General features: G+C 57.8%; 6 protein-coding genes. All 6 read right to left on the reverse strand.

What is annotated here, in order from left to right; all coding sequences use genetic code 11:
* Nucleotides 1–571 precede the first annotated feature (571 nt).
* The 6 genes from ACW5F0_RS14625 to ACW5F0_RS14650 all read right to left on the reverse strand — a co-directional run bounded on the left by ACW5F0_RS14625 (nt 572) and on the right by ACW5F0_RS14650 (nt 3,246).
* A complete protein-coding gene (locus ACW5F0_RS14625; protein ID WP_456966287.1) occupies nt 572–1,069 on the reverse strand; it encodes a hypothetical protein in 498 nt (165 codons plus the stop codon).
* A gap of 80 nt (nt 1,070–1,149) precedes the next feature.
* Nucleotides 1,150–1,533 carry a hypothetical protein gene (locus ACW5F0_RS14630; RefSeq protein ID WP_457000030.1) on the reverse strand — a complete coding sequence of 128 codons (384 nt, stop codon included), beginning with the start codon at nt 1,531–1,533 and terminating at the stop codon, nt 1,150–1,152.
* Between the two features lie 70 nt (nt 1,534–1,603).
* The gene (locus ACW5F0_RS14635) at nt 1,604–2,017 is read right to left on the reverse strand and encodes an SMI1/KNR4 family protein (RefSeq protein ID WP_456966278.1); all 414 of its coding nucleotides are present in this window, start codon (nt 2,015–2,017) and stop codon (nt 1,604–1,606) included.
* Between the two features lie 19 nt (nt 2,018–2,036).
* Nucleotides 2,037–2,267 (reverse strand): hypothetical protein, encoded by a 231-nt coding sequence (locus ACW5F0_RS14640; protein WP_456966277.1) that lies wholly within the window; start codon nt 2,265–2,267, stop codon nt 2,037–2,039.
* Nucleotides 2,268–2,355: 88 nt separating this feature from the next.
* The gene (locus ACW5F0_RS14645) at nt 2,356–2,766 is read right to left on the reverse strand and encodes a hypothetical protein (protein WP_456966276.1); all 411 of its coding nucleotides are present in this window, start codon (nt 2,764–2,766) and stop codon (nt 2,356–2,358) included.
* 27 nt (nt 2,767–2,793) lie between these two features.
* Nucleotides 2,794–3,246, reverse strand: a complete 453-nt coding sequence (locus tag ACW5F0_RS14650) for a hypothetical protein (protein WP_456966275.1) — start codon at nt 3,244–3,246, stop codon at nt 2,794–2,796.
* Nucleotides 3,247–3,335: the final 89 nt, after the last annotated feature.

Below are 3,335 nucleotides of genomic sequence, written 5' to 3' on the forward strand. Positions count from 1 at the left end.
AAGTACGCGCTCATATGTGTTTGAGGCCTAACGCCTGAATTAAGCCGCGCCGCGAAGCGGCGTCGGCTTGAATGAATTGTTAGGCCGCACCTGCGCCCCGGAACTTGGCTAGCGCCGCTACCCCCAGCGCCCAGAGCAAAGTAGAGCATGCGCCGGCGAAGACCGCCACGCTAAGTGCGAGCCACACGGCGCCACGCCCGCCGCTGAAGTTAAGCTGCGGGTTGCCCGCAAGGGCGACTGATGCGGGAAGCCAGAGCACGGCCCCAACCAGCGAGACGAGGGAGGCGGCGCGTAGCGCAGAGCCCCGCACGCTAAGTACAAGTGCCGAACCCGCCAGGGCACAGAACCCTAAAGCGACCAAGACATTGCCGAGTGGAAGGCCACCAGGCAGAGGTGCCTCGAGGTAGGGCGCGCCACGGATGAGCGACCGCACGAGCCAGGCGACGAACGCCACAAGCACCGAAACGATCACGCTCTTCTTGATCATGCTTGCGACGGCACCCGAGTGCGGCCTAACGCCTGAATTAAGCCGACCCGCGAAGCGGGTTCGGCTTGAATGAATTGTTAGACATTAGCCGACTACGCCGCCGGCTAGACCTCCAATGATTGCCACAACGGCAGGATGCTGTAGGAGCTGGCCAATCAATGACTTGGCCTCTGCTTTTTCCTGCGGAGGAACGTTGGAGGAATCAATCATCTTAACTAGTGAATCAAACGAGTTAACGATGTTTTGAGTGTTGTAGTCACCAATCTGGACCGACTGTGCGCCACTAATGGTGATGTTGTGGCTAGGCCGCGGGGCCGTAGACTCGCCGCCCTTCCGAAACTTCACTTGGTAGTGGGCGCCGATCCGGCCGACGCCTTGATTGAAGAAAGTGGCTTCGGTAACAACCGAGCGCTCATCTTTTCCATTTGGAAGGCGGCGCAGAACCGTGTCCCCGGTTTCTACATCAGCCATTGGATCGGCGATGACAATCGTGCTGCCCGCAAACCTTGCCTTGTACGGACCGATGACCTGGCCATCGCGCTTTTCAACGCGGGCTTCCTCGTTTGGATTTAGCATACTCACGACGAACTCCCCCTAATGTCTAACGCCTGAATTAAGCCGAACCGCGAAGCGGTTTCGGCTTGAATGAATTGTTAGGCGCGCTACTTGAGAAGCTGGTCAATCTCTTGCTCCACGCCCACGATGTGTTTGTTGGCAGCCACTGTCATTGCTAAGAGCAAGTGCTTCATCCTAGTCTCATCACGATCTTTGCTGTCCATGTGGTCGTAGTACAGCTTACGTACCTCGGGAGAGGCATGAACGCTGATGGCACCCATCATGCTGATTGGATAGTTGCGCTCTTGGAGAGCAGCTGGGAGCTTTTGGAAGGTATCTGCGTAGAGTCGCTCGAGGTCTTCCTTCTTGCGCCGGAGCAGCTCAATCCGCTTTTCGAGACGCCACTGGGCATTGGTTGTACGCAATGTCAGCAGGGGTACAACGCTGGCCGCTGCCGCGCCAATTAGTACTCCCCAAAGTTGGCCATCCATGTCCCCTCCCATGCGCGCCTAACGCCTGAATTAAGCCGACCCGCGAAGCGGGTTCGGCTTGAATGAATTGTTAGAGCCCACTTAGCCAAGGCTCCAGTTGGGGGGATATTACCGAGAACGCACCCTCCCAGCTGTCACCTGGGCCGAAGCCATTGGGGTCGAACTGGACGACCGGGTTGCCGGGCATGGCCAAGTCTATGCAGTAGTGAATGGCGCAGCCTACGTGGAGGATGGGGAGCAATTGTTTGGGCCACACCCAGCCAGGCTCGTCTGGGTCTGGTTGGTTGAAGAGGCGGTAGAGGCTCAGTGCGGTGTCGCCTTGGTCAGTGACATGGCCTGCCCCCAGACCGAGCAAGCCGTAATCTGGCCCGAAGCCCCCATTGCCACGGCTGATGTAAAGGTTGGTGAGCGCAACTGGTAGTGGCCAACCAACCGTCATTTCAACGTCGGCGATTTCTTCTTGTGTGGGCGCCGGAAACTTCATGTGGGCTCTAACGCCTGAATTAAGCCGCGCCGCGAAGCGGTGTCGGCTTGAATGAATTGTTAGGCCCCGCCTCGTCGTCTTGAGTCAAGGTCGCGTCTTGAGCAGTCCCTTGACGCTTCCGGCGCTCAGACTTCTTGTAGCCAACCTTCTGGGCAAGGGCGGCGACGTCTGGATTGTCCGGATGCGCGATTTCCTGGCGGGAGTTGTCTCGTATCACTTGCGCGATGGTTTTATGGATGCTTCTGCTCATTGCCCTTCCAGTGCGCTGTAGAAGTTGTTGCGGGGCCTAACGCCTGAATTAAGCCGCGCCGCGAAGCGGTGTCGGCTTGAATGAATTGTTAGACGCCTTCGCGACGGGTTTGGCGAGCCTTGCGCAATGTCAGGTCGACCATGTTAGACACGTCAGCGAGCTTGTTGCCAACCCACAACATCAGCAAGAGCAGCATTCCTTGGCGTACCCAGACAGGTGCTGTGAAGGTGTCGCCCCGCAGAACTAATAGAGCCGCGACGGACAACGCTAGAACGAACGCTAGGGCGAATGCCTCTCTGACCAAGTAAGCCACCAGCGCGCTGGCGCTATTGGCATACAATTCTGCGTCATCTTGCACGCGATTCATCCAAGCGCGCGCCCTTTCACCGGTTGCCTTAAGTGCCCAGCGTCCCACAGCTTTAAGCTGAGCGTGCGCAGACAAGAGTCCGAGTAGCAAGCCAACTAAGCTAATGGCTATCGACCAAGTGTCCTTGTCCAAGCACCCCTCCCCTGTCTAACGCCTGAATTAAGCCGCGCCGCGAAGCGGCGTCGGCTTGAATGAATTGTTAGGCGCCCAGTGCCGTACAACTGCAAGGGCTACTAACGCCAGAAGAGCGGATAGCCCAGCCCACGCGACCATCATGCTCTGCAGAGAGTCGCCGGGCAAAAACCTCCCCGACGAAGCGAACAAAGCACCCTGACCAAGGCTCAGGACAACGACTGCGCCGAGAAGCCACGCAAGGCGTACGAAGCGCACCGTGCTGTTGAAAGTTGAGCATGCCAGCAGGTTGCCGACCAACGAACAAAGCAAAGCGAGACCGGTCACGAATGCGGAAACCTGAACGCCGCCGGCGCAGCCAAACTTTGGATCGCAGTTGCCGAGTAGATAGGCATCAACGGCGGAATAGCCAACAAGCGCCAGACACAGCAAAGCGCCTGGACCAAAGATCAATGCTGCAAATCGCCAGATACTTGTCATGGGCGCCTAACGCCAGAATTAAGCCGCGCCGCGAAGCGGTGTCGGCTTGAATGAATTGTTAGGCACCGCGTTCTCCGCCAACATAAAGA

It is taken from the genome of Luteimonas sp. A534, assembly GCF_054072805.1.